This window comes from Micromonospora sp. CNZ280 (assembly GCF_011759515.1).
Genome location: NZ_JAAOYP010000001.1, coordinates 2,731,245 through 2,753,671 on the forward strand (window position 1 = coordinate 2,731,245; position 22,427 = coordinate 2,753,671).

The window sequence follows — 22,427 nt, forward strand, 5'->3', positions numbered from 1 at the left end:
CGCACGAGGTGACTCCGCGGGTGCGGCCCGGCCGGCGGTCAGCCGGGCAGCGGAGTGGCGGTGAGCCGGGCGGCCCGTTCCTTGGCCGCCTGCTGCATCGGCCCCTCCCGGTAGCGGCGGGGCAGCGCGGTGAGGGCGAGGCGCAGCGCCCGTACCGTCAGGTCGGCCGAGAGCGCGGTGGTCGGCAGGCCGAGGCCGCCGTACATCCGCCGGGCCCAGGCCGGCAGCAGCGCCAGCGCGGTGCCGGCGATCCCGAAATACGCCCACCGGGGCGGGCCGAGGGTGAGGCCGACCCGGACCGGCAAGCTGAGCTTCCACGGCAGCGGCGGGGCGGTGAGGAACAGCGCGGTCTCCGCCGCCTCCCGGGTCATCCGCAGCTCCGGACGGATCCGCCGGTAGTACTCCGCCACCTCGGCGGCGGTGCCCGGCACGGTCCGTGGATCCAGGCCGACCAGGGCGGCCGCCCGCCGCTGCTCGGTGTAGTAGCCGTCCACCTCGTCGTCGGTCAGCGGCAGCCCGGCCCGGCGTGCGGTGTCGAGGAACGACTCGATCTCGGTGACGTGCACCCAGCGCAGCAGGTCGGGCTCGTCGATCCGGAACTGCTCCCCGGTGGCCGGGTCGGTGGCCCGCATCCGGGCGTGCAGCCGCCGCAGCCGCAACCCGGCCGCCTCGGCCTCGGCGGTGGTGCCGTAGATGGTGGTGGCCACGTAGGTGGCGGTGCGGACCAGGCGGCCCCAGGCGTCGGTGCGGTAGTTGCTGTTCTGCGCCACCCCGGCCATCGCCCGCGGGTGCAGCGCCTGCAGGTACAGCGAGCGCAGGCCCGCGACGAGCAGGATCGGCTCCTCGTGCACCTTCCAGGTGACCGAGCCGGGACCGAACAGGCCGACGTCATCCGAGTTCACCGAACCAGCGTGCCACGGCCGAGGGCTGGTCCGGCGGTCGTGGGTGCGCGGCCCTGGTCAGTCGTCGGCGGAGCGGCGAGCCTGGCAGGCCGGGCAGAGGCCCCAGAAGGTCACTTCCGCCTCGTCCACCTCGAAGCCGTTGTCGACGTTCGGGTCGAGGCAGGGGGCGGAGCCGACCGCGCAGTCGATGTCGGCGATCTCGCCACAGCCCCGGCAGACCACGTGGTGGTGGTTGTCGCCGACCCGGGCCTCGTACCGGGCGGGACTGCCGGCCGGCTCGATCCGGCGGGACAGGCCGGCCCGGGACAGCGCACCGAGGACGTCGTAGACGGCCTGGGTGGAGACCGAGTCGAGCCGCTCGCGCACCCGCCGGGTGATCTCGTCCACCTCGAGGTGGCCGCCGGCGGACAGCACCTCGAGCACGGCGAGGCGCGGCCGGGTCACCCGCAGGCCCCTCGACCGGAGCAGATCCTCGCCACTGGACATGTGCCAATGACAGCACGGGTGCGGAGGGTCGACAACCGAGCTCCGGGACGAGGTGGCCCCGACCACAGCCTGGTGACCGGCGTTGATCTTTCGGTGCAGCTCGATGGGAGCGCTGGCGAATCTTCGGTGAAGATCGTTGCCAGTCCGGTGAACCGGACCGGCCGGGGGCGCGTGTGACCCGGGTGAGAGTCCTGGGCGGGTCGACCGGCGCACCGTACGCTGGCATCCCGCGACCGCGAACTGCCCCGGAGGTTGTCGATGTTCCTGAAGGTGCTGGGTCTTCCAGTACACGTGCTGGTGGTGCACGCGGTCGTGTTGTTCGTGCCGCTGCTGGCGCTCTTCTCCGCCGCGTACGTGGCGCTGCCCCGGTTCCGGTCCCGGCTGGACTGGGCGGTCGGGGCCCTCGCCGTGATCGCGCCGCTGACCGCGTGGGTGGCCGTCCAGTCGGGGGAGCGGCTGACCGACCACCAGGTCGCGCGGGGCTTCCAGGGCGAGATCCTGGACAAGATCTACGAGCACTCCCGCTACGGGGACCTGCTGTTCCGGTACACCCTGCCGCTCGGCGTCGGCGCCCTCCTGCTGGTGGCGCTGACCAGTGGGCACCCCCGGGTACCGCGGCTGCCGAACTGGGCCGTCCCGGCGCTGTCGGTGGTGGTGATCGCCCTGGGGGTGGCCTCCCTGGTCTACGTCTACCTGACCGGGCACTCCGGGGCCGACGCCGTCTGGGGCAACACCTTCTGATCCGGCGGCGGCTGCTCCTGCCGGTGCGCTCGGCGGGGAACCGGGCATCCGGGTCGTCGGCGGCGGTCGCTCAGAAGAGGATGCGCGAGCAGAGCAGGCAGCACAGCACCACCAGCACCACCCCGGCCACCACGCCCACACCCCAGGTGACCCGCTGCGCCCGCTGCTCCGCCGCATCGAGGCCGACCATGTCCTGCGGCGGCAGGGGCCGGGGCGGTGGCGGCTGCAGGTGCACCGGCGGTCGCCAACCGGCCGGGGGCGGCACGGTCGGCGGGGGTCCGGCGTACCCGCCCGCCGGTCGGCCGGGCGCCGCCGGCGGCGGGGGGTGGGCCGTTCCGGTCGGCGTGGCCGGAGCGGGCTGCCCGGTCGTCGGTGCTGGCGGCGCCCAGGCGGACCCGTCCGGCGGTGGCGGGGTCCGGGCCGGCTCGGTCGGCACGACAGGGGGCTGGTTCGGCGATCCCTCGGCGCCGGCGTCGGGTCGCCGCCACTGGTCGTCCGGGGAGCTGCCGGAGCTGGGGGTCGTCACGCCGTCCGACGCTACCAACGCACCCGCCCCGCGGCCGGCCGGACGCGGCCGGTCCGGCCGGCTCGGTGCCGGTCGGCCGAGGCGCGGCTGCGTTAGTCTTGCCGCTCGTGAGCACCGAGGACCCCGGGACGCCGGTACGCGGCGACGACGACCGCACGGTCGACCTGAGCGACGACTTCGTGGTGCTGCCTGAGCAGACCGCCGACGACACCGACCGGGGCTGGGGCGAGCGGGCCGGCGGGAACGACGACTGGCTGCTCGCCGAGCGCCCGCCGCACTGGGACTGACCCGCTCGGCGGAGCGCCGACCGCACCACCGGCCTGGCCGGCAGATATCGACCGGCACGGCGACGGCGTTCGTCGGAGATCCACACCGATCCGGCGATGACGGGGTGTCGTCGTCGCCTGACGACCGCCACCTCGGCGCTACGGAGTCGATCAAAGCGCGGCGCCGGTCATTCGCGTACCACGATGGCGAAGCGGCTGCCCTCCGGCTGGCTGACCGCGCGGCGCGCCTGATCGGGCGGGAGCGCGAGGTAGAGCGCCGCCCCGGCGTCGAGGGCGTCCGCACCGACCACGTCGAGCACGAGCGCCCGGGCGGCCAGCAGGGTGCCGGAGCCGTCCGTACCCGGCGGCAGGGCGAGCAGGTCGACCCGGGACCCCGGGCGCAGCACCGCGAGCACGGCCGGCTCGGCCAGCCGGACCGGCACGCCGACCGCCCCGCTCGGCAGGGGCAGCGGCGCCGGCCGCCCGTCCCGGCCGGCAGCCGGCTCACCACCCCCGGGACCGGTCCCGCCATCCGTGCCGTCGAGCGCCCCGGCCTGCTCTCCGGCCCCGGGAGCGGCGGACCGGTCGCCCACCGCGCCAGGCCGGTCTCCGCCGCCCAGGTCCGGGCCGGCGGGACGACCGGTGCCGGACGGTCCGCCGCTGGCCGGCCCGCCGCCGGGCGCGCCGGACGACGGCCCGGTGAGCGGTGGACGGGAGCCGGCCGGGCCGGGCGGGCAGCCGGCCGGGGTGTGCAGGACGGCCGCCGCCACGCCGAGCAGCGCGACGGCCAGGCCGGCCCGGAGCAGGGTCGTGCGCCGGGGCAGCCGGGGTCGGCGCAGCGGACGCAGCGCTCTCGCCGAGACCGCGTCGCCGGTCGCCATGGCCGCCTCCTCCCGCCTGGAGCGGGTGCCGGCCCCGGCACCCGTGGGCAGGAGGCTAGGCGGCAGGGCGCGGATCCGTCGGTCCCCCGCCGGCGGCCTGTGGACAACTCAGCGGCCTGTGGACAACGCCCTCACGGCAGCGATTTCTGCTAAGGCACCGTGGCCGCCGGATCGGCGCCCGGTGCCGGCGGCGTCGCCTCAGGAGGCGGTGCTGCTCGCGGCGGGGGCCTTGCTGGTCGACCCGCCGTTGGACGAGCCGGAGGAGTTGGACGCCGCCGAGGAGCCGTTCGACGCCGAGCCGCTCGACCCGTTCGACGAACCGGAGGTGCCGGTCGAGGACGTGTCGCTCTTCGCCGGCTTGCTGGCGCCGCTGCTGGCCGTCTCCGAGCCGGACGAGCGGGAGTCGGTGCGGTAGAAGCCGGAGCCCTTGAAGACGATGCCGACGGAGTTGAAGACCTTCCGCAGCCGCCCCTCACACGCCGGGCACTCGGTCAGCGGCTCGTCAGAGAAGGACTGCACCGCCTCGAGCTGGTGGCCGCACGCGGTGCAGGCGTACTGGTACGTGGGCACGTTCTCCTCCGGAATCTGGCACGGCCGGTTGGCACTCGACGTATTCGAGTGCCAATGGTGCGTCATGTGCCCCGGGTTCGTCCAGCGGAAGTGTGGGGCGCGACACCTGGCGCGATGCCCGACGCGCCGTCCAGCGTACGCAGGCCCTCGGCGGGGGTGACCACCGCGCGTACCGGGCGGTCGTGCGGCTCGGCGGGGACCGCCTCGACCAGCTCGCCGTCGTGCAGCGGCACCACGGTGAGCGCGGTCGCCGGCACCCGGGCCAGCGCCCGGTCGTACGAGCCGCCGCCGCGGCCCAGCCGCAGCCCCCGACGGTCCACCGCCAGGGCCGGCACCACCAGCAGTTCCGCCCCGGCCACCGCGCTCCGGCCCAGCCGCGGCCCGACCGGCTCCCGCATCCCCCGGCCCGCCGCGACCAGCCCGTCCGGGCCGGTCCAGGCCGCCCAGTCCAGGTCGAGGTCCGCGCGCAGCACCGGCAGCAGCAGCTCGCCCCCGGCGGGCAGCGCCGCGGCGAGCACCTCGGGCAGCTCCGGCCCGCCCGGCTCGCTGCCCACCGGCACGTACGCGGTCATCCGGCGCGGGCGCAGCCGGCGTACCAGAGCGGCGAGCTCGGCCTGGACGCGCGCCGCGGCGGCGGCCCGCCGCGCGGCGGGCAGCGCCCGGCGGCGGGCGAGCAGCGCGGCGCGGGCGTCCCGCTTGACCACATGTGCCACATCGGCCGCTTGCGCTTCATCAGAAAAATCCGGCACGCAACACTCCTGACGCAACGCCTTCCGCCTGGTCGCTCTGTGTCAGCATCGCAGCATCGGCGGAACTTCCGGGGGGACCGAGTGACGCTACGTGGGCGGTTGACCGCAGCCTTCCTGGCGGTGGTGCTCGGCCCGGTGCTGCTCGGAGCGTTCTTCGTCGCCTCGACCGTAGCGGCCGTCGACCGCAGCCGCTCCACCGAGCGCCTCGCCGTGGCGGCGGCGACCGTGCGTACCGCTGTCGACGCCCTCTGCCAGCAGTTGCGCGCCGCCGCCGACGCGGTCGCCCTCACCCCCGACCACGCCGGCGCCGCCGGCCAGGTGGTCAGCCGGGGCCTCGCCGCCGCCGTGCGGGTCACCGACCAGGCCGGCCGAATCACCTACGCGACGCCGGGCTCGCCGCCGGCCCCGTGGCGGGACTGCGCGGCCGCCACCCCGGCGTTCGGGCCGGTGTCGGCCCTCGCCGTGCGGGTCGACGTGCGCGACCCGGCCGGCGCCGGGTTGGGCGCGGTCGCCGCGGCGCAGCCGGTGGACCCGGCCTTCGTGGCCCGGCTGGCGGCGGTGACCGGCGTGGCGGTCACCCTGCTCGACGGGGCCGCGGCGCCCGCCCGGGTCGCGCACACCACCGAGGCCACCGGGGTACGCGACGCCGTGCTGGCCGCCGCCGGCACGGTCGACGGCGAGGCGGTCACCGAGACCGCCGACGGCCGGTACGTCCGGCGGGTCGGCCCGACCTCCGGGCAGCCGCTGCCGCTGGTGCTCTCCGTGCCCAGCGACCAGCCGCCGGGCCTGCGGGCCGCGCTGGTCGGCGCGGTGCTGCTGGCCGCCCTGCTGGCGGTGGCCGTCGCCTGGCGGCTGGCCCGGGTGACCACCCGACCGCTGGTGGAGCTGGCCGGCGCGGTGGACCGGGTGGCCGGCGGCGACCTGGGCACCCGGGTCCCGGTGCGCAGCCGCGACGAGATCGGCCGGCTGGCCGGCGCCTTCAACCGGATGACCCGGGAGACCGGCAGCTACGTGGCGGCGCTGACCAGCAGCCGGGACCAGCTGCGCGGGCACCTGGCGGTGCTCGGCGACACCCTGGCCAGCACCCACGACCTGCAACGCATCCTGCGGGTCATCCTGCACAGCGCGATCGCGGCGACCGGCGCCCGGGCCGGCGCCGTGCTGCTGCTGGACTCCGGTGGGGTGCTCGTGGCGCAGTGCACCGAAGGGCTGGACGGGCGCCTGCCGGCGGACGACCCGCCCGGTTCGGCGCCGTTGCGGGTGCCGGTGGGCGCCGGGGTGGTGGGCACGGTCGCGGCGACCGGTGAGGCCCGGCGGGGCCGGATCGAGCCGTCCGAGGTCCCGGCGGGGGAGCCGCGCTGCCAGACGTACGTCGCGGTGCCGTTCGCCGCGCCCGGCGCCGCACCGCCCGACCCGGCCGGACGTGGCGCGGAGAGCGCGGCCCGCCCCGGCGACCCGGCGGCGCGCCCCGGGGCCGACCCGCCGCCGGAGGCCGGCGCGCTCGGCGTGCTCGCCCTCTACGACCGGCTCGGCGCTGACGAGTTCGACGACGACGACCTGCGTACCCTGCGCACCTTCGCCGGGCACGCGGCGGTGGCGGTGGACAACGTGCGGGTGCACGAGGAGGCGCAACGGCTCTCCCTCACCGACCCGCTGACCGGCCTGTGGAACTACCGCTATCTGCGCGAGTCGATGCGCCGGGAGGTGGAGCGGGCCAACCGGTTCGGCCGGATGCTCAGCGTCCTCGCCCTCGACCTGGACCGGTTCAAGCAGGTCAACGACACGTACGGGCACCCGGCCGGGGACGCCGTGCTGGCCGAGTTCGCCCGCCGGGTGCGCGGCGAGATCCGCGAGGTGGACCTCGCCTTCCGGCAGGGCGGTGAGGAGTTCGTGGTGCTGCTGCCGGAGACCGACGCGCGCGGCGCGGCGATCGTGGCGGACCGGCTGGGCGCGGCGATCCGGGACACGCCGATCGCCGTGCACGGCCACGGCGGCACCCCGGTGACGCTCCGGGTCACCGTGTCCATCGGCATCGCCGTCTACCCCGACCACGGCGCCACCGGCCAGCAGGTGCTGGACGCCGCCGACGACGCCCTCTACACCGCCAAGGACGCCGGCCGGGACACCTGGCGGGTGGTCAGCGCGCGCCGTACGCCGCCGGTGCGGGAGATCCCGGTCCCGGCGGCGGCGGTCAGCCCGGCGGACGGGTTCCCCCGGGCCGGCACCGGTCCGGCCCCGCCGGTCGGCGGGACGGCGCCCGGCGAGCCCGAGCCGTGCGGGGCCGCGCCGGACGGCGCCCGGGCCGGCCCGGCCGGCGGCGCGTCTTCCGGGCCACACCCGCCACGGCAGACCCGTGGCCGATAGTCTCGCGACATGTCGGAGCACTCAGCGAAGCCCTCCACGGCGACCGCCGCGACCGGTCGTCCCCGCGCGGTCAAGGCCGTCATCCCGGCCGCCGGTCTGGCCACCCGGTTCCTGCCGGCCACCAAGGCGGTGCCCAAGGAGCTGCTGCCGGTCGTCGACCGGCCGGTGTTGCAGTACATCGTCGAGGAGGCCACCCAGGCCGGCATCACCGACGTCCTGCTGATCACCGGCCGGGGCAAAACGTCGATGGTGGACCACTTCGACCGCCGCCCCGACCTGGAGGCCCGGCTGGAGAAGAAGCCCGACATCCTGGCCGCGGTGCAGCGCCCCAGCGAGCTGGCCGACATCTACACCGTCCGGCAGCCCGAGCAGCTCGGCCTCGGCCACGCCGTCGGGTACGCCGAGTCGCACGTCGGCGACCAGCCCTTCGCGGTGCTGCTCGGCGACGAGTTCGTGAAGCTCGACCAGCCGCTGCTGCCGGCCATGTTGGAGCTGCAGGCCCGCACCGGCGGCGTGGTGCTGGCCTTCTTCGAGGTCGACCCGGCCGAGACGAAGCGGTACGGGATCGCCTCGGTCGAGCCCGCCGAGGCGGAGCTGACCGACATCGGCGAGGTCGTGAAGGTCACCGGAATGGTGGAGAAGCCCCAGCCGGAGGACGCGCCGAGCAACCTCGCGGTCCTCGGCCGCTACGTGCTCCCCGGCCGGATCTTCGACGCGATCCGGCGTACCGAGCCGGGCAGCGGCGGGGAGATCCAGCTGACCGACGCCATGGAGATCCTGCGCAACGAGGGCGTCCCGGTGCACGCGATCGTCTACCGGGGCACCCGCTACGACACCGGCATGCCGCTGGGCTACCTGCAGACGGTGGTGCAGATCGCCGCCGAGCGGGAGGACCTCGGCGCCGAGTTCCGCAAGTGGCTGGTCGAGTTCGTCAACGCCGACACGGCGGGCGGATCTGGTACATGACGGCGACGGCCGACGCCGAGGCGGCCGCCAACGAGTTGACGCCGCTCGCCGACTACCTGGGCAGTGTGCTGCGCAGGTTACGCGCGCTGCCTCCGCTCGACCTCGACCTCACCCAGGCGCACGGCAACGTCCTCGCCGAGGACGTCGTCGCGCCGCACGCCTTCCCGGCCTTCGACCAGGCGGCCGTGGACGGCTACGCGGCCCGCTGGGAGGACATCGCCGGTGGCGGGCGGGGCGTCGGCTACGTACCCGCCCAGGCCGGGTCGCCCGGCGGCCGGAACGTGCGGCTCAACGTGGTGGGCGACCTCGGCGCGGCCAGCTGGCGGCCGGTCCGGCTCACCCCGGGCTCGTGTTTCTCGGTCGCCGCCGGTGCGCCGCTGCCCATCGCGGCCGACGTGGTGGTCCCGGTGGAGTGGACCGACCAGGGCATGGCCGCCGTGGAGATCTTCCGCGTCCCCAAGCGGGGGTACGGGGTGCGCCGCGCCGGCGAGGAACTGCCCGCCGGCACCCTGCTCGCCCGGGCCGGCACCTACGTCTCGCCGGCCCTGGTCGCGGTCTTCGCGGCCACCGGCATCGGCCATGTGGTGGTCCGGCCCAGCCCCCGGGTGGTCATCGTGGCCACCGGCGACGAACTGGTCGACGTCGGCCGGGGCAGCCAGCCGGGGCAGGTGGTGGACGCCAACTCGCACGCGCTGACCGCCGCCGCGGCCGAGGCGGGCTCGCTGGCGTACCGGGTGGGCATCTGCGACGACGACCCGGAGGGGCTGCGCGGGCTGCTGGAGGACCAGACCCTGCGCGCCGACCTGATCATCACCACCGGCGGCACCGGCACCGGGCCCGGCGACATGGTCCGCCGGATCCTCTCCCGCCGGGAGGGCGGCCGGGCCGGGCCGGTCACCTTCACCGAGGTCGCCCTCTACCCGGGCACCGCGCTCGGCTTCGGCACCGTGGGCGCCGAGGAGGTGCCGGTGGTCTGCCTGCCCGGCGACCCGGGCGCGGCGCTGATCGGTTTCGAGGTGCTGGCCCGCCCCGCGATCAACCTGCTGGCCGGCGCGGAACCGGTGTTCCGGCCCAGCGTCCGGGCGCACCTGCTGGAAACCATCTCCTCCCCGGCCGGGCTGCGCGAGTTCCGGCCGGCGCACGTCGCCGAACGGCGCGGCGGCGGCTACACGGTGCAGCCGCTCAGCGGCGGGCCGTTCACCCTCTCCGGCCTGGCCGAGGCGAACGGGCTGATGGTGCTCGGCGAGCGCGTCACCACCGCGGCCGCCGGATCCACCGTGGACGTGCTGTTGCTGGATCGACGTCGGTGAGCCTGCGGCGTGCCCTTCCGAGGCCCGTGGTCGCGGGCGTAGGGTCCGCCCGGTGAGTTTCTTCAACGCCGGCCGGGCACCCGGCTGGCCGGTGGTGCTGGTGGACGGTCCCGTGCTGCTGCGCCCGTACCGGCGCTCGGACGCGGCCGCCTGGTCGGAGGTGCGCCGCGCCAACCAGGCCTGGCTGTCGCCCTGGGAGTCCTCGCTGCCCGGCAGTTGGGACGAGCTGAACTCGCCGGCCGCGTTCCGCTGGGTCTACCGGGACCAGCGACGCTCGGCGCGGACCGGCGAGGGGATGCCGTTCGCCGTCTGCCTGCGCGAGGGCGGGCGGGAGCGGCTGGTCGGCCACCTCAACCTGGGCAGTATCGTCCGGCGGGCGTTCTGCTCCGGCTACGTCGGCTACTGGGTGGACTCCAGAGTGGCCGGTCGCGGGGTCATCCCCACCGCGCTGGCGCTCGCCGTCGACCACGCGTTCGGCCCTGGCGGGCTGCACCGGGTCGAGGTGAACATCCGGCCGGAGAACCGGCCGTCCCGGCGGGTGGTGGAGAAGCTGGGCTTCCGCGAGGAGGCGTATCACGTGCGCTACATGCACATCGACGGCGCCTGGCGTGACCACATCGGATACGCGATGACCAGCGAGGAGGTCGCCGCCGAGGGCGGGCTGCTGGCCCGCTGGCGGCGGATCCGCGCCGGCGCGGGGTGAGCCGTCCCACGCACGGGATCGGCGCGGCGCGTCAGCATCCGGGCAGGTGGACCGTAACCTCAAGTAACTGCAAGCTGTGGCAAGCGCTGTCCGCCCGTACGATCCGCGCACCCGAGACCGATCGGCGGAAGATCCTGCGGTCGGCCAGCGGTTGCTCCGAACTCGGTGACGGGAGGGGTGAGGGTGCCGACGTCGGTGCTCCTCGCCGTCCTCGCCGCCGCCGGCCTGCTCGCCCTCGCGCCGGCGCTGGTCCGCCGGTACGACGCCACCGAGCGGCTGGTGGCGGAGCGGGCGCAGTCGACGGCGCGGGTGCTCCAGCGCCGCCGGCGGCGCCGTACTGTCCCGGGGCGGCGGCCGGTCAACCCGTCCCGTGCCCTCGTCGTCACCCTCAGTGAGAACGCCGCCACGGGCGGGCTGAGCGCCCCGGTCTCCGCCCCGCCGGCGCCCCGCCGGTCGAACCGGCTGCGCGCCGTCTCGCCCGCCACGAACCGGTCCCGCCGCCGGCCCCCACCGCGCCGGCAGCACACCCCGGCCGTCTACCGCCGCCGGCGGGTGCTCGCCGCGCTGCTGCTGCTCAACTTCGTCGAGCTGATCGGCGTGATCGTGGTCAGCCCCGGCTTCTGGATCAGCTTCTCGGTGACCGCCACCCTGCTCGTCGCGTACGTCGTACACCTGCGCAGCCGGGCCATCGCCGACCGCCGGCGGCGGCGGGCGCGGGCCCGGGAAGCGGCCTGGCTGGCCGCCCGGCAGGCCGAGGTGCGGCGGGAACAGGCCCGCCGGGCGGCGGCCCGTCGGGAGGCGCAGCGCCGGCTGGCCGCCCAGCGCGAGGTGGTACGCCGCGCCGCGATGGGTCTGGACCGCCCGGCCGACCTGCCGGCGGCGGCCAGCGGCGGCTCGGTCTCCTACCGGCGGGCCGGTGGCCTGCGCGGCCGCCCCTACCAGTCCGGCCGCGGCTCCCACTCGGCCTGACCGGTTCGTCCCCTTCTGGGGGTGGCAGGCCGGCTGCGTCGGTCGGTCGCCGGTCGCAGTATCGGCGATCTGGGGGTGTCCCGGCGCCGGGACACCCCCAGATCCGCGATTCGGAGTCGATCAAGGGCGCGGCGCGCCGGGGGCGATTCGCGGTGCGGGCCGGCGACCTGTTAGCCTTGTCGCCGGCCCGCCCGGTGTCAGCCGGGTGGGACCTCGCCGGTCCGCCGGCGGAGGGGCTGTGGCGCAGACCGGTAGCGCACCTCGTTCGCATCGAGGGGGTCAGGGGTTCAAATCCCCTCAGCTCCACCCAGTTCAAAGGCCGTTTCCGCTCGCCGGAGACGGCCTTTCTCGATCTTGTACAGCAGCGAAGTACAGCAGTGCCGAAGGTACGTGCGCAGGTAGGCGTCCCTCGATGATCGCCTCGCAGTACGTGTACTTCGCGCTGAGCTCCGAGCGGGTTTCGACCGCCGAGATCACGGCGAGGTTCGGCCTCGAGCCAGACGAGATTGCCGTTCGTGGTAGGCGCGTGGCCAGCCCGCCCAGGCCCGCCAGCCACCGGTGGAAGATCACCTGTCGCAAGCCCGGGTTGACGACAGCGAACGGCTCGGGCGGGTGCTCCATGACCTCTGGCGCGCCTTGGGCGTCTCGTTTCCGTACGGTGGCGCTCGCATGAACGAACCACGTCGCCGGACCTGATGTCATTCCCGCACCAGGAGTGGACGGACCTGGCAGGACGAAGCGCCTAGGACTTACAAGCGACAGGTCATCGATGCACGGCGTAGCGGGGTACCGTCGAGAGCGTTGGCTTGCTGGGTTGCGGCCGGGTGAGCCTGCTTGAACCCTTCAGCTTGGAGCGGCGCTATGGCCCCATCCGTCGACCCTCGCTTCGGCGTAGCTTTGCGTGAGTTCCGGGAGCGGCGTGGTCTGTCGCTTCGGTCTCTCGGGCAGCTCGCCCATCGGAGTAAGAGCCATCTGCACGAGCTGGAGACGGGGCTCAAGGCTCCGACGGTCGACACGGCGCGCCACCTGGACCGGATTCTCGACGCGGGAGGCGTGCTTGCGCGCTTGGTCGATGCGCCGATTGACCATGCGGCCGAGGCTGGGGAGCTGCTGGCGAGAGTTGTCGCCAGCGACGTCAGTAGGGAAATGCTCGACCGGATCGAGCAAGGTGTTGATGACCTTGCCAGTGCCTATCCAACGATGGCACCGGCTGACCTTTTGCCGTTGGTGCGGCGGCACCTCGCCTATGTCGGGCGGTTGCTGGACGGACGGGTCACGCTCGCTCAACGACGACGGTTGTTGGTCGCAGGTGGCTGGTTGGCGGTGCTGCGGGCCACCGTTCACATCGACCTGCGGCAGCGGCAGGCAGCGGCTGCTCATCTGCGGGCGGCCCGTGATCTTGCCGAACACGCTGAGCACGCCGAGATTCAGGCCTGGTGTCTGGAAACCCGGGCCTGGGACGTTCTGACTCAAGGTGACTATCGGACGGCACTCGATCTTTCCCATCAAGCTCAGCGGGTCGCCCCGAAGGGCAGCTCTGCATGCATCCAGGCGACTGCTCAGGAGGCTCGTGCGTGGGCGCGGATGGGGGACGTCGGTGCGACCCGGCGAGCGTTGGACCGGGTAGAGCGGCTGACGGCGAATCTGCCCGTTCCTGAGCGAGCCGAGCACCACTATCGCTACGACCCGGCCAAGGCCGCCGCGTACACAGCCACGACTTTGGCATGGGCGGGTGACCCCGGTGCCGAGCAGGTAGCGCGGGCGGTACTGGCCGACCTGGACCCGGACGGCGATGGCGGAGCGCGGCCCCGCCGGTCCGCGTCGGCTCGTCTCGACCTTGGTCTTGCCTTGGTCACCGCCGGGCAGCCGGACGAGGCGGTCGTTCTCGGGACGCAGGCCGTGGCGTCCGGGCGCGTGGTGCCGTCGAACTGGTGGCGGGCTGCCGAGTTGCTGGCGAAGGTGGAGCAGACAGGGGTGCCAGAGGCCGCGACATTGCGCGACCTGTGCACCGAGTACGCCCCTGGACGCCGACCACCAGCGGACAGCACGGTTGGCTAGCGGACAGTCACCTTCTGGATCGATGGCGCCCGCGGCTTGAGGCTGGTCCTCAGTGCACTCGGGCGCGGGATTGTGCATCACCAGGTGGCACTTCCGCGCCCTCGACACGGAGGGCCGGACACGTGACGTTGACTGTCGGATTTCTACGTCTGATCGTTAGCCGGTACCTACCGCCGCCGCCAACTGCCCCTGGCATCGGACAGCGCATCCAGGCACAGCAGCACTCGTCAGCGGACGATGGGTCGCCCGCTCGTGACACGGGGACGCGCTTCGGCGAGCACGGCGAATGACCGCCCACATGCCGGTGCCACCTCTCTGGAAATGCGGCTGCTGTGGCGCACCCTGGCCATGCCGTACCCAGCACCGGGAGCTGCACGCGGATGTCGACGAGGCTCCGGTGCCCCGGACACAACGCGTCTCGTACGAGGAGTACCTGGTCGCCGTCGCCCTCACCCTCGCCCGCCGGCATCGGCCAGCCTGGTCCTGGCGGAAATGGCGGCGAATCTGCCGGTGTGGAGCTGTTCTGCCCTGCCGTGCCCGGCATCGCATCCCGATCAACCGTGGCCACTGGCCGGGCGAGGAGGCGCTGTGAAGGACGACCAGGAGCAGGTGATCCTGTCGGTGCACGTGCGAGGCCTCGATGGCCTCTGCATCGGCTGTCGCGTCTGGTGGTCCCAGCTGACGCCGTACCCGTGCTGGCAGGTGGAGTGGGCGACCAGCCGGCAGGCCCGGACGATCACCGCCCGGTTCTTGGACGGTGTGCGATGATCGTCCACGGCCCGGTCATGCCGATCTGGAGTTGCGGCGGCTGCGGCCTGCCGTGGCCCTGCCCGACGCGGCGGCGGGAGCTGCGGGCGGAGTACGCGGACGCTCCGGTGTCGCTGGCCCTCTACCTCGGCTCCTACCTCGTCCAGGCCGCCGAAGACATGACCTGGACGCCAGCCGGGGTGCTGCACCGCCGCTTTCTCGGCTGGGTCAGGGCGGCCGATCCGTCGATGCCAGCAGTGTGAGGTCGACCCCCAGTAACAGGTATGACCTGGGGAAAGCCCGCCGACAAGATCGGGGCCGTCACGGTTAATTGGCGCCGGGACCCCGGCGGTCGGTGACCGGCCGCCGGGGTTTGCCCGGTCAGGACTCGAAGGTCCTGCGGCGGTAGGCGAGAAGCAGGGCGGCGCCAGCAGCGACGGCGACGGTGCCGAGGCCCGTCAGGGCGGGTATCAGCCCGCTACCGCCGCTACCGCCGGTCACTGGTAGCTGTGTGCGGCTTGGGGTCGGAGCCCCGGTCGGAGCTACGGTCGGCTGGCCGGTCGGGCCGTCTGTGGGGCTTCCGGTGGGCTGGCCGGTCGGGCCGTCTGTGGGGCTTCCGGTGGGCTGGCCGGTCGGGCCGTCTGTGGGGCTTCCGGTGGGCTGGCCGGTCGGGGTGCCGGTGGGCGTGCCCGTCGGGGTGCCCGTCGGGGTGCCGGTTGGTGTGCTCGTCGGAGTGGTTGTCGGGGTTCCGGTGGGTTGGAGGCAGACCGGGGCGTTGATGGTGTTGGTGTCGAGGGTGACGGCGCCGGTCTGGGCTAGGGCGCGGCCTTGGAGGGTTGCGCCGGTGTTCATGGTGATCGAGGTCTGGGCCAGGATGTTGCCCACGAATCGGGTGCCTGTGCCGATCGTGGCCGAGCTGCCCACCTGCCAGTAGACGTTGCAGGGTGAGGCGCCGTTGATGAACACGACGCTGCTGTTGGCCGCCGTGATGAGAGTGGACTCGATCTGGAAGATGAACACAGCCGCCGGGTCGTTCTGGGAGTTCAGGGTCAGGGTGTCGGTCAGTTGGGCGGCACCGATGCGGTACACCCCGGGGGTGAGCGTGGATCCGCCGAGTTCGGCGGGGAGGCTGGTGAACGGGGTCCGGCCTGCGGCGTTGTTGTAGGCGGTGGTCAGGTCGTTCTTGGCTTGTAGGGCGACGCCGTCGGCGAGGTGGATCTCGCCGGCGACGGTGCCCGGGGGGAAGCCGGTGGCGGTGTTGCCGGGGTGGACACCGAGGTTTTGCGCGAGAAAGCTGTCGCCGATGTTGGTGACGGTGGAGCCGGCCAGCACGGAGAAGTTCGCCGCTGTCCCCAGGCCGACCGGCGCTGGCTGAGCGCTGGCGCCGGTTCCACTGAGCATCAGGACGGCGGTGGCGGTGCCGGCAGCGGTGACGGCCGCCAGTGCCGGCAGCACGGCGCGTCGACGATGACGGATTCGAGTGAATGTCACGATGTGGACCTCTCATGGTGTGTCTCCGGCAGTCGCTGTCACGACAGCGACGCCGAGTCACGCCGATGTGCAGATATATAGGTAACCGGACTTTCGCACATATAGCTCCCAAATGGCGTCAAACCGAAGAAGCTCCTGCCTGGTCATCGGCGAGTGAGCGCTTCCGCGGTCGTCGGCACTCCGTAGCCGACCTTCGGTTCGGGCTCGCCCGCTCCACCGAGCGCGGACGAAGGCCGACGGGACGGGCGGGAGTGACGGGCGAGCGAACGCGGGCGAGTGGTGCGCGCAACATCATCAGAAACCGATTCGCCACAACTGAGAGCGAACAACGGCGGCGAGCGTTGGCAATGGTTGCAACTCCTGCCCTGCTCATGGCGTCGATCGGTCCGACTCGCGTACCAGGGACTGGGCGGGGCACCGCAGCGGGCCGGGTTACACGGTGCGGGGCAACCGCCTGGTGGGACCGGAGACGCTCGCGGAGATCGTCCGGGTGTTCGCGGACAGCCGGGACCTCGACCTGGCGGAGCGGCTCGTGCTGGCCATCGAGGCCGGCGGAGCGCGGCGGCGGTACCACCGTGACGCAGACCCGCGGCCGGCCCGATTCCGCTGTTCGGTGGTCGATGAGGTGGCAGGCTGAGGCTTGTGGACAGGGAGCGGGTGACCGGCTGGCTTCGGGCCTACGAGCGGGCGTGGCGGACACCGGGGACGGAGCCGCTCGCCACGATCTTCACCGAGGACGCGAGCTACCAGCAGGACCCGTACCGGACCCCGGTCGTCGGCCTGCCGGCCATCGCCCGGATGTGGGAGGCCGAGCGCGCCGGCCCGGACGAGGTGTTCCACATGACGAGCGAGATCGTCGCGGTCGAGGGCGACACGGCGGTGGCGCGGCTGGAGGTCCGCTATGGCGACCCGGTCCACCAGGAGTACCGCGACCTGTGGGTCATGCGTTTCGCCGAGGACGGGCGCTGCAGCTCGTTCGAGGAGTGGCCGTTCTGGCCGGCGCAGCCGACCACCGCCAATCCTGGGGACGGCTGACGGGAGCGTGCGACGGAGTGAGCCGGTCGGCGCAGCTGGATGTCCCCAGCGCAATAGCTGGCGGCGGGACGGGGCGCGATCCTGCTACCGCGCCCCGCCCTGCCGGCGCCGGCTCAGCCCCAGTTCTGGGGTGCGGGCTGGCGGGTCGTGGCGTTCAACCGGTTGAAGAAGTTGGTGGTGGCGACCCAGAGCACCACCGCGGCCAGCTGCTTCTCGTCGAAGTGGCGCGCGGCCTCCGCCCAGACCTCGTCGGAGACCGGGTCGGCCCGATCGGCGAGCCGGGTCGCGGCCTCGGCGAGCGCGAGCGCCGCCCGCTCGGCGTCGGTGAAGTACGGCGTCTCCCGCCAGGCGGCCACCGCGAACAGCCGCTCCTCGCTCTCGCCGGCCTTCCGGGCACTACGCGCGCCGGAGTCGACGCAGGCGCTGCACCCGTTGATCTGGCTGGCGCGCAGGTGGACAAGCTCCAGCGTGCTGGTGTCGACGCCGGCGGAATGCGCCGCCTTGTAGAGCAGGTTGATCGCCTGCACCGCGTCCGGGAGCAGCCCTGCGGGGTTCGGCATACGGGCCTGCACGGTCATCTCGTCCGGTCCTTCCTGTTACGCTCGCCGGCGTTCGTCGCCGGGTCGCTCTCGTCCGTCACCGAGATGTCGACAGCGGGACGAGCGGCGTGACAGATGTGACAGCGGTCACGCCAAGGCCGGAAATGCCGGCCGGAATGGCGGGGCGATGAGCGACACCGAACTGCTGGCCCAACGCTTCGAGGAGCAGCGTCCGCGCCTGCGCGCGGTCGCCCGACGGATGCTCGGCTCCCCGGCCGAGGCGGAGGACGCGGTCCAGGACACCTGGCTGCGGCTCAGCCGGGCCGATGTCGAGGGCATCGACAACCTGCCGGGCTGGCTCACCACCACCGTCGGCCGGGTCTGCCTCGACCGGCTGGGTTCGAGCGCCACCCGGCACGAACAGCCCGCGGACGTGGTTGCCGATGAACCGGGCACGGCCGGTCCGGGGGAGGTCGATCCGGAGCGGGCGGCGCTGCTGACCGAGTCGGTCGGCCGGGCGCTGGACGTCGTGCTGCGCACCCTCGGTCCCACCGAACGGCTGGTCTTCGTGCTGCACGACATGTTCGCGGTCTCGTTCGACGAACTCGCGCCGGTCGTGGACCGCAGCCCGGCCGCAGTACGGCAGATCGCCAGCCGGGCCCGCCGCCGGGTGCAGAGTGGACCACCGGCGCCGGAGACGGACCCGGCCCGGCAGCGCGGCATCGTCGAGGCGTTCCTCGCCGCGTCCCGTGAGGGGCGCTTCGACGACCTGCTCACCCTGCTCGACCCGCATGTCGTCCTGCGCTCCGACCCGGCAGCCGTCGAGCGGGGCGGGGCCGGCGCGGCGCACGGCTCCGCCGTCGTGGCCGCCTTCTTCTCCGGACGGGCGCAGGGCGCCGTGCCGGCGTTCGTCGACGGCGCGCCGGGGGCGGCGGTGGTCGTCGGCGGCCAGGTCCGCATCGTGCTCAGCTTCGTGGTCACCGACCGGATCATCGGCATCGAGGTGGTCGCCGATCCCGAGCAGATCGCCGCCCTCGACCTGGTCGTCGGCTGACTCCCGTGGGACGAGGGGCGGCGGACCGGCGGCGGGCGTGAGTAGGGCCGTCTCCCGGTGGGAAACGGCCCTACTCCGATCGGCCCCGCCGCCCGATCCCGTCGGCCGGACGGCGCTACCCGGTCCGACTCCACCCGCCGGGCCACGCAGTCGGGCGCCGGTACGAAGTCAGCCGGAGAAATCCTCCCGTACGTCCCGGGCGTCCTCCTGGACGTGCTCCCCGGGCTGCCTGCCCCGGATCCGGTCCCGCTGCATCACCCGTTCCGCCTGTGCGCGTTCGTCCTGGTTCATGTCGCCCAGCTGGGCCTTGGCGGGGCCGGCCACCTGCTCGACCCGGTCGTTCGCCCGTTCGAAGCTCATGTCGCCTCCCTGTCGATCCGGGCGGATGCGCGGTCTCCGCCCTTGAACCCGGGTCCCCGCCCGTCGGTGGGGAAAACCCGCCGCGGGCGGCGAACCGCGGTCAGCGGATCAGCTCCACTTCAGCCGGGCGAGTTCCCGCTTGAACTCGTTGAGCGTGAACGAGCCGCCCTCACGGGGCATCAACCGCAGCGAGTAGGTCACCTCGCCGGCCTCCCACCACACCGTCCACCACCGTCCCTCCTGGCCGGTGACGGCCCCGGCGCGCGAGCCGATCCGTACCGTGGCGACGGCCTCGGGCCGGGACACCGCAGCCGTCGGCAGCGCGCTCAGCAGCAGCCCGGAGCCGTTGGGGCCGTTGTAGCCGCGGTGCCAACCCTCGTCGGTGGACATCCAGTGCGACGGGTACGGGCTCCACCGCTGGTCGGCGGTCGCGTCGGGCAGGTCGCGTTCGTGGTAAACGGGGTGCGGAGTACCGCTGGCGGCGTCGCGCAGCGCCCGGTCGCCGAGCGGCTCGCGCAGCGACACCACCAGCGGTACGGCGCTACCGCTGGCGGCGCAGTCGACCGACTCGATGACGCGGCCGCGCACCGCGACGACGACTTGGGCGGCGTCCTGCTCGGTGACGGTGGCGCGCGGTTCGTACAACTCCTTGCACCGCGCGTCGCCGGGCCCGGTGTACACGGTGACCTCGGTGCCGTCGCGGGCCACCAGGGCCGACACCCACGGCACCACGCCTGCCGCGTCGGGCGTGGCCGCCGCGGTGGTGGGCTGCCCGGGCGTCCCCTCGGCGTCGGCGTGCTGGCCGCAGCCACCGGTGAGCCCCAGCACGACGGTGGCCACCACCGCCGCCGGCACGGCGACGCCTCGGCCGCGGCCGGCGCGCCCACCCGCCGACCGCTGCCCGGCCGCCGGACGGCCGGTGTGCCCGTCGGTGTACTCGTCGTCGATGCCCATCGCGGCATTCGCCTCCTGTCCGGACGGGAACGGGTGACATCGCGCCGGCTCCGTCCCGCCCGGCGTGGCGCAGGCCGCCGGCTCGGCGCGGAACCGACCTGGTCACGGCGACCGCCTGCCGGACCCGGGTCCAGCGGGTGCGGCTCCGGCGGCGACGTGCGGCGGGCGGGAACGCCGGCACACCCGGCCTGCGTCGCGGTCGCGGCCGGCCGCTGACGCCGGGGGCCGAGCGGGGCCGGCCCTCCAGGTCGGACGCTCGGACTACGGCTTCCAGGAGCCGGCGGCCTCGAACCGGTGCTGGTACTCCAGCGCGCCGTTCTTGTCGGCCACGTCGAACACCACGGTGCCCGTCCGCTTGCTGCCGGCCCGCAGGTTGTTGCCCGAGCTGAGCGTGTCGCCGCAGCCGGACAGGGCGCTGGCCAGGCCGTTGACCGTGGTGCCGTCGGCGGCCACCCACTCGAAGTAGAACGGGTTGATCGAGCCCTTGCCCTTGGTCACGGTGGCCGTCACGTGCGCGATCAGGTAGAGGCCCTTGTCGGGCTTCGGGGCGTACGGGCGGCAGCCCTTGGTCGCGGTGGTGAACTTCGTGACGGTGATCTCGACAGTGCCCTCGTTGTCCGAGAGGACCAGCGTGTCACCGGGCTTCATGTTGAAGGTCTCCCCGTCGGTCTCGCCACCGGCGGAGGCGCTCGGCGCGCCGCTGGGCAGCCCCGGCGCGGCGGTGGTGAGCGGGGTGGGCAGCGCCTCGGCCACCTCGTCGGCGGCCTTGTCCGCGCCGGCGATGACCGCGGCGATGCCGCCGACGCAGCAGAGCAGGGTCAGCACGACCGCCGCGATCGCGATGATCAGGACGGTCTTCTTCTTGCCGCCGTTCGGGGCGACCGGCTGCGGAGCGCCGAGCGGGTAGCCGGGCGCACCGGGCGCGGGCATCCCGTAGGCGCCGGGGACGCCCGAGGTGGGCGGCTGCGGCGCGCCGGAGACCGGCGGCGCCCACGGCTGCCCGGGAACCGGCGGCTGGGGCGTACCCGGGACCGGCGCCTGCGGCGCCGCCCACGGCTCGCCGGAGACCGGCGGCTGCGGGGCGCCGGACACCGGGGGCTGCGGAGCGGCCCACGGGTCGCTCCCGGCGGAGACGGGTGGCTGCGGGGCGCCGGACACCGGGGGCAGCGGGGCCCACGGGTCGCCGGGCTGCGGCGCGGCGGGCGGGGGCGGCGGGTAGCCGCCCTGGTCGGTGGGGAACTGCGGCATCGGGGCCGTCGGCGGGTACGGCTGCTGCTGCTCCGGGTTCTGCTGGTGGGGATCCTGCGGCCCGTAAGGGGGCTGGGGGTGGCTCACCGTACTCCTAGGCACCTGACGACGATCGAGAACTGCCTGACGCTACCGTGCGCAAACAACCCCGCATCCTTCCGTGCCCGGTGCCCGCCGGTGGTCCCCTGTTCGGGTCGATGATCCGCCCTGCCGGTCAGCGGTCAGGGCAACAGGACCGCCGCCGTCCGGACCAGCCCGCCGTCCACGGTGAACCGGCCGGTGATCCGGGCCGGAGCGGCCACCGGTGCGGTGTCGACGCGGGCCGGCGCGATGCGGGCGGTGAACGTCCCCGCCTCCGGGTCGAGCGTGACCAGGGCGTCGTGGAAGTCCAGCCAGGTACCGACGACCGGGTGCCAGACCTTGTAGACGGTCTCCTTCGCACTGAACAGCACCGCCGGCCAGGAGGTCCCGGCGGGCAGCCGGGCGCACCGGTCGTCCTCCTCGGGCAGGCAGATCAGCCGCCGTACGCCCGGATTGAGCTCGCGGTGCTGCTCGGCGTCGATGCCCACGGAGCGCACCTCGGTGGCGCGCGCGGCCGCGGCGGCGCAGTAGCCGCGGGTGTGCGTGATGGTGCCGACCACCCCGGCCGGCCAGACCGGCGACCGGTCGGCGGCCGACGGCACGGCGGCGGGGGAGAGGCCGAGCGCGGCCATCGCCCGCCGGGCGCAGACCCGCCCGGCGGTGAAGTCGCGGCGGCGGGTCTCCACCGCCCGCTCGCCGAGGCAGTCCCGCTCGGCCGGCAGCAGCTGGCCGGTCCAGTCGGCCGGGCATGCCACCGCCACGGCCACCGCGACCGGCAGCAGGTCACGCACCGCGGCCATCCGCTGTACGCTGCCGGCGTGCCGGCCGGACCGACGCCCGGACCGCGAACTGCCCCACCCTCGCCACGACTCGGCAACCTACCGCACCGTGTAACGCGGCGGCAGTCGCCGGCGCTACACGCAGTACCGACTGGGGAGCATCCGGTGTCCGTCCGCACTGTACGGAGGTCGGCGAGCCGCGCGTCGTCGTTCTCGGACCGGAAAGGGCCATGTCGCCATGAACGGTGGTGCATCTGACCCGGGCAACGACCACCTGCCGGTGGTGCCCGCCTGGACCTGCGAGACCTGCGGCGGCGAGTGGCCGTGCGCCGCGAAGCAGCGCCGCCTGCTGGAGGAGTTCCGGGGTGAGCGTCCCGCCCTCGCCGTCTATCTCGGGTCCTGCCTCGCCGCCGCGACGCAGGACCTGCGGGGAGTTCCGGAGCGGATCCTGCAGCGCAGGTTCACCGGCTGGCTGCCGCGCCAGTCGAGACCCTGGTGACGCGGACGGGCCCGGCCGCGCCGGCGCCCGTGCCGCGCCTTGATCGTCCACGCCGATCGAGATAGGTCAATGTCGGGCAATCAAACACAAAAGCGACGGATCACCGACTGTCGGATGTAAACCATGTGTCCGGCGGCGCATCCGTCGGA

Annotated in this window: 26 protein-coding genes, 1 tRNA gene and 2 pseudogenes; 17 read left to right on the forward strand and 12 right to left on the reverse strand. The window is 74.1% G+C overall.

Features of this window, described 5'->3' with window-relative positions:
• Positions 1-38: 38 nt before the first annotated feature.
• Both FHX32_RS13105 and FHX32_RS13110 read right to left on the reverse strand, forming a co-directional pair.
• A complete protein-coding gene (locus tag FHX32_RS13105; protein ID WP_167181384.1) occupies positions 39-902 on the reverse strand; it encodes an oxygenase MpaB family protein in 864 nt (287 codons plus the stop codon).
• Positions 903-959: 57 nt separating this feature from the next.
• Complete coding sequence (locus tag FHX32_RS13110) at positions 960-1,388, reverse strand: Fur family transcriptional regulator (protein ID WP_167181386.1); 429 nt, start codon at positions 1,386-1,388, stop codon at positions 960-962.
• Between the two features lie 258 nt (positions 1,389-1,646).
• On the opposite strand from FHX32_RS13110, the gene FHX32_RS13115 reads away from it, so the two are divergent.
• Positions 1,647-2,129: a DUF2231 domain-containing protein gene (locus tag FHX32_RS13115; RefSeq protein ID WP_167181388.1), complete on the forward strand. Its 483-nt coding sequence runs from the start codon at positions 1,647-1,649 to the stop codon at positions 2,127-2,129.
• 70 nt (positions 2,130-2,199) lie between these two features.
• Here the strand turns inward: FHX32_RS13115 and FHX32_RS13120 are convergent, their stop codons facing one another.
• A complete protein-coding gene (locus FHX32_RS13120) occupies positions 2,200-2,655 on the reverse strand; it encodes a hypothetical protein (protein WP_167181390.1) in 456 nt (151 codons plus the stop codon).
• Between the two features lie 107 nt (positions 2,656-2,762).
• On the opposite strand from FHX32_RS13120, the gene FHX32_RS13125 reads away from it, so the two are divergent.
• Complete coding sequence (locus FHX32_RS13125) at positions 2,763-2,942, forward strand: hypothetical protein (RefSeq protein WP_167181392.1); 180 nt, start codon at positions 2,763-2,765, stop codon at positions 2,940-2,942.
• A gap of 167 nt (positions 2,943-3,109) precedes the next feature.
• Here FHX32_RS13125 and FHX32_RS35070 read toward each other — a convergent pair whose 3' ends face one another.
• On the reverse strand, positions 3,110-3,802 hold the full coding sequence (locus FHX32_RS35070) for a hypothetical protein (protein WP_486481038.1): 693 nt from the start codon (positions 3,800-3,802) through the stop codon (positions 3,110-3,112).
• Positions 3,803-4,010: 208 nt separating this feature from the next.
• Here FHX32_RS35070 and FHX32_RS35075 point away from each other — a divergent pair, with 208 nt between their 5' ends.
• Positions 4,011-4,217 (forward strand): hypothetical protein, encoded by a 207-nt coding sequence (locus tag FHX32_RS35075; RefSeq protein WP_486481112.1) that lies wholly within the window; start codon positions 4,011-4,013, stop codon positions 4,215-4,217.
• 62 nt (positions 4,218-4,279) lie between these two features.
• On the opposite strand, the pseudogene FHX32_RS35080 reads toward FHX32_RS35075, so the two are convergent.
• Together FHX32_RS35080 and FHX32_RS13140 are read right to left on the reverse strand one after the other, a co-directional pair.
• Positions 4,280-4,438 (reverse strand): annotated as a pseudogene (locus FHX32_RS35080) (FmdB family zinc ribbon protein); the annotation flags it as partial.
• Entirely contained in the window at positions 4,435-5,085 is a 651-nt protein-coding gene (locus FHX32_RS13140) for a 5-formyltetrahydrofolate cyclo-ligase (RefSeq protein WP_486481039.1), read from the reverse strand. The pseudogene FHX32_RS35080 and the gene FHX32_RS13140, both read right to left, overlap by 4 nt.
• A gap of 117 nt (positions 5,086-5,202) precedes the next feature.
• On the opposite strand from FHX32_RS13140, the gene FHX32_RS13145 reads away from it, so the two are divergent.
• The 10 genes from FHX32_RS13145 (at position 5,203) to FHX32_RS13190 (ending at position 14,501) form a co-directional block, all read left to right on the forward strand.
• Positions 5,203-7,485 (forward strand): GGDEF domain-containing protein, encoded by a 2,283-nt coding sequence (locus FHX32_RS13145; protein ID WP_486481040.1) that lies wholly within the window; start codon positions 5,203-5,205, stop codon positions 7,483-7,485.
• Between the two features lie 9 nt (positions 7,486-7,494).
• The gene (locus tag FHX32_RS13150) at positions 7,495-8,451 is read left to right on the forward strand and encodes a UTP--glucose-1-phosphate uridylyltransferase (protein ID WP_167181400.1); all 957 of its coding nucleotides are present in this window, start codon (positions 7,495-7,497) and stop codon (positions 8,449-8,451) included.
• The gene (locus FHX32_RS13155; protein WP_167181402.1) at positions 8,448-9,761 is read left to right on the forward strand and encodes a molybdopterin molybdotransferase MoeA; all 1,314 of its coding nucleotides are present in this window, start codon (positions 8,448-8,450) and stop codon (positions 9,759-9,761) included. The genes FHX32_RS13150 and FHX32_RS13155 overlap by 4 nt, the downstream gene beginning before the upstream one ends.
• Before the next feature lie 94 nt (positions 9,762-9,855).
• Complete coding sequence (locus FHX32_RS13160) at positions 9,856-10,464, forward strand: GNAT family N-acetyltransferase (RefSeq protein WP_486481106.1); 609 nt, start codon at positions 9,856-9,858, stop codon at positions 10,462-10,464.
• A gap of 177 nt (positions 10,465-10,641) precedes the next feature.
• The gene (gene sepX / locus FHX32_RS13165) at positions 10,642-11,433 is read left to right on the forward strand and encodes a divisome protein SepX/GlpR (RefSeq protein WP_486481041.1); all 792 of its coding nucleotides are present in this window, start codon (positions 10,642-10,644) and stop codon (positions 11,431-11,433) included.
• A gap of 232 nt (positions 11,434-11,665) precedes the next feature.
• Positions 11,666-11,739, forward strand: a tRNA-Ala gene (locus tag FHX32_RS13170).
• 106 nt (positions 11,740-11,845) lie between these two features.
• A complete protein-coding gene (locus FHX32_RS13175) occupies positions 11,846-12,106 on the forward strand; it encodes a DUF4279 domain-containing protein (protein WP_167181408.1) in 261 nt (86 codons plus the stop codon).
• 188 nt (positions 12,107-12,294) lie between these two features.
• Entirely contained in the window at positions 12,295-13,491 is a 1,197-nt protein-coding gene (locus FHX32_RS13180; RefSeq protein WP_167181410.1) for a helix-turn-helix transcriptional regulator, read from the forward strand.
• Between the two features lie 348 nt (positions 13,492-13,839).
• Entirely contained in the window at positions 13,840-14,259 is a 420-nt protein-coding gene (locus FHX32_RS34495) for a hypothetical protein (RefSeq protein WP_486481107.1), read from the forward strand.
• A complete protein-coding gene (locus FHX32_RS13190) occupies positions 14,256-14,501 on the forward strand; it encodes a hypothetical protein (protein ID WP_167181415.1) in 246 nt (81 codons plus the stop codon). Before FHX32_RS34495 ends, FHX32_RS13190 begins: the two co-directional genes overlap by 4 nt.
• Before the next feature lie 118 nt (positions 14,502-14,619).
• On the opposite strand, the gene FHX32_RS13195 is transcribed toward FHX32_RS13190, so the two are convergent.
• Positions 14,620-15,570, reverse strand: coding sequence for an ice-binding family protein (locus tag FHX32_RS13195; RefSeq protein ID WP_486481042.1), 951 nt, complete (start codon positions 15,568-15,570; stop codon positions 14,620-14,622).
• A gap of 565 nt (positions 15,571-16,135) precedes the next feature.
• Between FHX32_RS13195 and FHX32_RS13200 the strand changes: the two are divergent.
• Together FHX32_RS13200 and FHX32_RS13205 are read left to right on the forward strand one after the other, a co-directional pair.
• Positions 16,136-16,366, forward strand: a pseudogene (locus FHX32_RS13200) (DUF1028 domain-containing protein); the annotation flags it as partial.
• Positions 16,367-16,371: 5 nt separating this feature from the next.
• Positions 16,372-16,764 carry a nuclear transport factor 2 family protein gene (locus FHX32_RS13205; RefSeq protein WP_167181417.1) on the forward strand — a complete coding sequence of 131 codons (393 nt, stop codon included), beginning with the start codon at positions 16,372-16,374 and terminating at the stop codon, positions 16,762-16,764.
• A 113-nt stretch (positions 16,765-16,877) separates the two neighbouring features.
• Here FHX32_RS13205 and FHX32_RS13210 read toward each other — a convergent pair whose 3' ends face one another.
• Positions 16,878-17,342 (reverse strand): carboxymuconolactone decarboxylase family protein, encoded by a 465-nt coding sequence (locus FHX32_RS13210; protein ID WP_486481043.1) that lies wholly within the window; start codon positions 17,340-17,342, stop codon positions 16,878-16,880.
• A gap of 148 nt (positions 17,343-17,490) precedes the next feature.
• Here FHX32_RS13210 and FHX32_RS13215 point away from each other — a divergent pair, with 148 nt between their 5' ends.
• Positions 17,491-18,357: a sigma-70 family RNA polymerase sigma factor gene (locus FHX32_RS13215; protein WP_167181419.1), complete on the forward strand. Its 867-nt coding sequence runs from the start codon at positions 17,491-17,493 to the stop codon at positions 18,355-18,357.
• Positions 18,358-18,525: 168 nt separating this feature from the next.
• Here the strand turns inward: FHX32_RS13215 and FHX32_RS13220 are convergent, their stop codons facing one another.
• The 4 genes from FHX32_RS13220 to FHX32_RS13235 all read right to left on the reverse strand — a co-directional run bounded on the left by FHX32_RS13220 (position 18,526) and on the right by FHX32_RS13235 (position 21,791).
• Positions 18,526-18,717 carry a general stress protein CsbD gene (locus FHX32_RS13220; protein ID WP_167181421.1) on the reverse strand — a complete coding sequence of 64 codons (192 nt, stop codon included), beginning with the start codon at positions 18,715-18,717 and terminating at the stop codon, positions 18,526-18,528.
• A 108-nt stretch (positions 18,718-18,825) separates the two neighbouring features.
• Positions 18,826-19,671, reverse strand: coding sequence for a hypothetical protein (locus FHX32_RS13225; protein ID WP_167181423.1), 846 nt, complete (start codon positions 19,669-19,671; stop codon positions 18,826-18,828).
• 261 nt (positions 19,672-19,932) lie between these two features.
• Positions 19,933-21,006 carry a DUF4352 domain-containing protein gene (locus FHX32_RS13230; protein ID WP_167181425.1) on the reverse strand — a complete coding sequence of 358 codons (1,074 nt, stop codon included), beginning with the start codon at positions 21,004-21,006 and terminating at the stop codon, positions 19,933-19,935.
• A gap of 134 nt (positions 21,007-21,140) precedes the next feature.
• Positions 21,141-21,791, reverse strand: a complete 651-nt coding sequence (locus FHX32_RS13235; protein ID WP_167182695.1) for a 4'-phosphopantetheinyl transferase superfamily protein — start codon at positions 21,789-21,791, stop codon at positions 21,141-21,143.
• 226 nt (positions 21,792-22,017) lie between these two features.
• Here FHX32_RS13235 and FHX32_RS13240 point away from each other — a divergent pair, with 226 nt between their 5' ends.
• Positions 22,018-22,278 carry a hypothetical protein gene (locus tag FHX32_RS13240; RefSeq protein WP_167181427.1) on the forward strand — a complete coding sequence of 87 codons (261 nt, stop codon included), beginning with the start codon at positions 22,018-22,020 and terminating at the stop codon, positions 22,276-22,278.
• The last annotated feature ends 149 nt before the right edge of the window (positions 22,279-22,427 follow it).

Excerpts from the sequence above, each read along its gene's own strand:
- FHX32_RS13220 (WP_167181421.1), bottom strand. The coding sequence starts at position 18,717 with ATGAGCTTCGAACGGGCGAACGACCGGGTCGAGCAGGTGGCCGGCCCC.
- FHX32_RS13175 (WP_167181408.1), top strand. The coding sequence starts at position 11,846 with ATGATCGCCTCGCAGTACGTGTACTTCGCGCTGAGCTCCGAGCGGGTT.
- FHX32_RS13150 (WP_167181400.1), top strand. The coding sequence starts at position 7,495 with ATGTCGGAGCACTCAGCGAAGCCCTCCACGGCGACCGCCGCGACCGGT.
- FHX32_RS34495 (WP_486481107.1), top strand. The coding sequence starts at position 13,840 with ATGCCGTACCCAGCACCGGGAGCTGCACGCGGATGTCGACGAGGCTCC.
- FHX32_RS13155 (WP_167181402.1), top strand. The coding sequence starts at position 8,448 with ATGACGGCGACGGCCGACGCCGAGGCGGCCGCCAACGAGTTGACGCCG.
- FHX32_RS13110 (WP_167181386.1), bottom strand. The coding sequence starts at position 1,388 with ATGTCCAGTGGCGAGGATCTGCTCCGGTCGAGGGGCCTGCGGGTGACC.
- FHX32_RS13225 (WP_167181423.1), bottom strand. The coding sequence starts at position 19,671 with ATGGGCATCGACGACGAGTACACCGACGGGCACACCGGCCGTCCGGCG.
- FHX32_RS13215 (WP_167181419.1), top strand. The coding sequence starts at position 17,491 with ATGAGCGACACCGAACTGCTGGCCCAACGCTTCGAGGAGCAGCGTCCG.
- FHX32_RS13210 (WP_486481043.1), bottom strand. The coding sequence starts at position 17,342 with ATGACCGTGCAGGCCCGTATGCCGAACCCCGCAGGGCTGCTCCCGGAC.
- FHX32_RS13190 (WP_167181415.1), top strand. The coding sequence starts at position 14,256 with ATGATCGTCCACGGCCCGGTCATGCCGATCTGGAGTTGCGGCGGCTGC.
- FHX32_RS13180 (WP_167181410.1), top strand. The coding sequence starts at position 12,295 with ATGGCCCCATCCGTCGACCCTCGCTTCGGCGTAGCTTTGCGTGAGTTC.
- FHX32_RS13240 (WP_167181427.1), top strand. The coding sequence starts at position 22,018 with ATGAACGGTGGTGCATCTGACCCGGGCAACGACCACCTGCCGGTGGTG.
- FHX32_RS13115 (WP_167181388.1), top strand. The coding sequence starts at position 1,647 with ATGTTCCTGAAGGTGCTGGGTCTTCCAGTACACGTGCTGGTGGTGCAC.
- FHX32_RS35070 (WP_486481038.1), bottom strand. The coding sequence starts at position 3,802 with ATGGCGACCGGCGACGCGGTCTCGGCGAGAGCGCTGCGTCCGCTGCGC.